This window comes from Okeania sp. (assembly GCF_983059655.1).
The window spans coordinates 1-3,746 of the sequence record NZ_CEZPJD010000777.1; the positions used below are offsets into that span (position 1 = coordinate 1).

Genomic DNA, 3,746 nt, shown 5'->3' on the forward strand with positions numbered 1-3,746 from the left:
TTTGAAAAAAGAATGTTACGAATAGTTTGGTCAACAAAAATGGTTAAAGTCAGATATATATTTAGCACTTGGAGAATTATTTCAGTGTCAAAAATGATAATAACAGCTCTTTCTACTAGCTACTGACTACTGACTATTGACTACCAGAAACAGTTCCAGTATTTGTAGCAAACATTTATCAAATTGGTACTAGAGGATATCTGAAAAGTTTTTTGATACTGAATTTTGCCCCCCGAGCAAGCCAATTCTGGGGGGAGGGCTGTTTCATTCTCAATAGACACGGGGACACGGAGACACGGAGACACGGGGATGGAGGCTTTTAAGTGGCGTTGAACCAGATATTCTCTCAGAGCTTAAAAAGGCTTATTGGCGCTCAAAATCGGCAAATTTTCGTAAATTTCACTGTTCCACGATCCCTTCATCTTATGTTCTCCTTAAATCGTTAATATACTATGCTTTGAAACACCCCTGCCAATTCTGGGGGGGGAACAAGAATTTATTAGCTGCTAAAAGTCCCCCAATTTGTGGGATGCGCGGGGGCGCGTGATGTAGCAAATGAGATTTCCTTACAAGATAATGAGCTAATAACTCATAGCTGATAGCTGATAGCTGATAGCTGACGGCTGAATGCTTACATAAGTATTAACTAAAGTCCGAAGCTCAATTTATTAATATCATAAACTCTCACTTCTGCATCTTCAGCTAAAAGTTCCGATATTTCTTCAATTAAAGGTGCAATGTAAGGTTGCTTAAGATGGGAATTAAGAGCTTCTCGGTCTACCCATTCTTCAAAATACAAAAAGGTATTAGGATTATTAAACTCTTCATATAAAGTATAACTAATATTTCCAGCTTCTTTATGAGTTTCCTCAAAACCAGGTTTTGCGAGTTCTAAAAATCGTTCTCGTTTTTCCGGTTTTATTTTGTATTTTCCAGCTAAAACAAGTGTGATTTTTTTGTCTTCATTTGCTTGATTCATGTTAAAATCCTTAAATTTTGAACTATTAGGTATTGTCTAAACCAATTATACTCTTTTTGTAAGCATTCAGCCGTCAGCCATCAGCTAGTTTTAGGATAAAAGTTGTATTAAAATGCTTACCTCTTTTTTAATTACCTAAAAGAGACTATTTCTTATTTCAAGCCTCCTTATTACAGAGGTACTGATAACTGAAATGACCTTCATCATCTAATGATTAAATAAAATCTTCAATTCCAATTACATCAGGTGAAACATCTAATAAAGTAGTTAAAACTTCACCCGTACTTGTCACCTGAATTTGAGTCACTTCATTTACAGAAGTAACCGTTAAATCATTAAACGTTAAATTAACTAGCTCAAATACATCTAAACCATCTTCAAAGTCAGAAATTTCATCTGTTCCAAAACCAGCTCCCAGGATAAAGCGATCGCGACCTCCACCACCACGAATAGTATCATTTCCTGCTTGGCCATTGATGACATCATCCCTACCACCACCACTTATTAAATCGTCACCTGAACCACCATCAATTATATCTGCGCCATCGCCACCCAAAATCGTATCATTACCATCTTCTCCAAATAGATCGTCATCACCAGTGTCCCCATTAATGAAGTCTTCACCTAAACCACCAAAAATCGAATCGTTACCTTGGTCTCCATAAAGATTATCATTTCCACCGCGATCGTCAACTATAAAGTCATCGCCCTTACCTCCAAAGGCGTTGTCGTCTCCTTCTAATCCATTGATAACGTCATTTCCTGGAAGACCTAAAACACTATCATTGACTGGACTTCCTACCAATTGATTATCACCTTGGTCTCCTGCAATTGTATTCTCCACTGGGTTATTTGGACGAACATAAGGAGTATTCAACCATAGAGAATCAAGCAGTTCGGTTTGACCATCCAGTAATGCAGGGTCATATTCAAATACCACACTTCCATTAGGATTAGGATCTTCTGGATTATTTCCATTTCCATTTCCATCTTCCGATAGATATTCACCAAATCCCGAACTAATAACAACGCTATATTCAGGAAATAAAGTTGCCCAATTATCAATCCTAGCTAGAGTTTCTTCGTCCGTCAAGCCTGTAACAAAAGCTTCCGAAGCATCTGGGTTATCTAGCTGGATGCCAATTTGAGGGTGAGTAAAAAACTGTTCAATTCCACCTTCGGGAACAGGAAAGTCGGGGTTTGCTGGGTTCTCTTGTCTAAACCAGATACTAGCCATTGTTGCCCGCTCCTGGTTAGGATTTCGGAATGAATGGAGTGTTCCGGCCGGAGTATAAACTATTTGACCCTCATTGAGACGAACATAATTATAAGTGTCTTCTGCTGGTACATTAACCCCAGGAATTTCTCCGGGTGCGTAAGCTCCTGGGTCCCCAAACCACAGGTCTAATTGTCCCTCAATTACATAAAACCACTCGGCATCAAACCAATGAACGTGAGGAGTAGGGCCGGTATCAAAAGGAACAGTAGCTGGAGAATAAGTGTAGGGCGTAATTGGGTGGTCTTCTGTGGAGATTGTATTAATAATTTGAACGCGATCGCGGTCGAAGGGAACATCACCTTGGAGAACTTGATCGAAAGCTTCAACATTAGTTGGTACTAAATTAGTTTCTGTAAGAGTTCCTATTTCACCGTCTGCTTCAATTATTGGTTTTGTCACAATGGCATCTGCTGGAGTTGTGACAATTTGGAACTGATTCGCTTCACCTGCGGGAAAAGAAGTCCATTGTGAGTCAACAAAATTCTGTTCTGGTAGTTGAAGACCTTCAGGAAATGAATAAAATGGAGCCTGTTCGTATGCAGGCAAAGAAGTTTGACTTGCTACTAGTTCCATTGATATTTAATTTGTTAATTTTAATGAAAAATATGAATAATTATATAGCTATTCATTACCTTTATTATAGTAATACATTTTGTCATAGTCAAGAGATTTATTCAACATTTCAATAAATATTGATTTTTAGGCTTTTCAGCAATCTTTATAAGAATACTTAGATGGATTTTTTTCTGAGATAATTTCAGAGATAGAGATATATACTGAAAAAAATTCTCTTTTAGAGTATTACTACAGATAAAATTGAAAACTATATTTATCTATTGTGGGTTTAATACCCCAACGTCTACACGATACTGAAAATTGTTTGGGGTTTGTAGACACTAAGTGGCGTGTCGAATATTATTTATAAGCAATTTTTCCTTCTCCCTTCTGCTTTGTACCTTCTGCCTTTTTTCAAGGGTTAATCAGTCATTTCAGTTATCAGTTATCAGTACCTCCTGCTGTTTGCGCAGCATTACCTAGGAAACCAGGAGGCTTGAAAATACGAAATATTCTTTCTTTTATCCTCTTGAAAGAGGAGGCTTGAAACCAAAATTTTTCGGTCAGGATTTTTTGGGCTGTATTAACACTATTAGACATCTCCAGAAAATAGGGAGTAGGAGGAAAGAACTGATAATTTATGTGCGATAATTGATTTAATTTTTTATTATTGGAGATGTCTATTAATCATAGTTTTATACAATGAAAAAATGTGCATTGGTAAAGGTCATTTCAGTTATCAGTTTTCAGTTTTTTTTCGCCCAAAAAGGAGCGTATTTAGGACAGACAAAGACAGAAAAATCAAGGGGCAAAAATATCCAACTATCTCTTCTATAATTCCTATTTCTCCTGAATTCTGGATTCTGAATTCTGGGTTCTAGGGAATAGCAGAAAATAAATTACCCCAATTTTCGTACTTCGATCGTTAACTAG

General features: G+C 37.1%; 2 protein-coding genes. Both read right to left on the minus strand.

All coding sequences use genetic code 11. The features are described from left to right. Positions 1-646 precede the first annotated feature (646 nt). On the minus strand, positions 647-979 hold the full coding sequence (locus AC3DU7_RS28240; RefSeq protein ID WP_488042579.1) for a putative quinol monooxygenase: 333 nt from the start codon (positions 977-979) through the stop codon (positions 647-649). 214 nt (positions 980-1,193) lie between these two features. Next, positions 1,194-2,831 (minus strand): cupin domain-containing protein, encoded by a 1,638-nt coding sequence (locus tag AC3DU7_RS28245; protein WP_488042580.1) that lies wholly within the window; start codon positions 2,829-2,831, stop codon positions 1,194-1,196. Positions 2,832-3,746 lie beyond the last annotated feature (915 nt).

Coding starts and splice junctions, on each gene's coding strand:
- AC3DU7_RS28245 (WP_488042580.1), bottom strand. CDS start 2,831: ATGGAACTAGTAGCAAGTCAAACTTCTTTGCCTGCATACGAACAGGCT.
- AC3DU7_RS28240 (WP_488042579.1), bottom strand. CDS start 979: ATGAATCAAGCAAATGAAGACAAAAAAATCACACTTGTTTTAGCTGGA.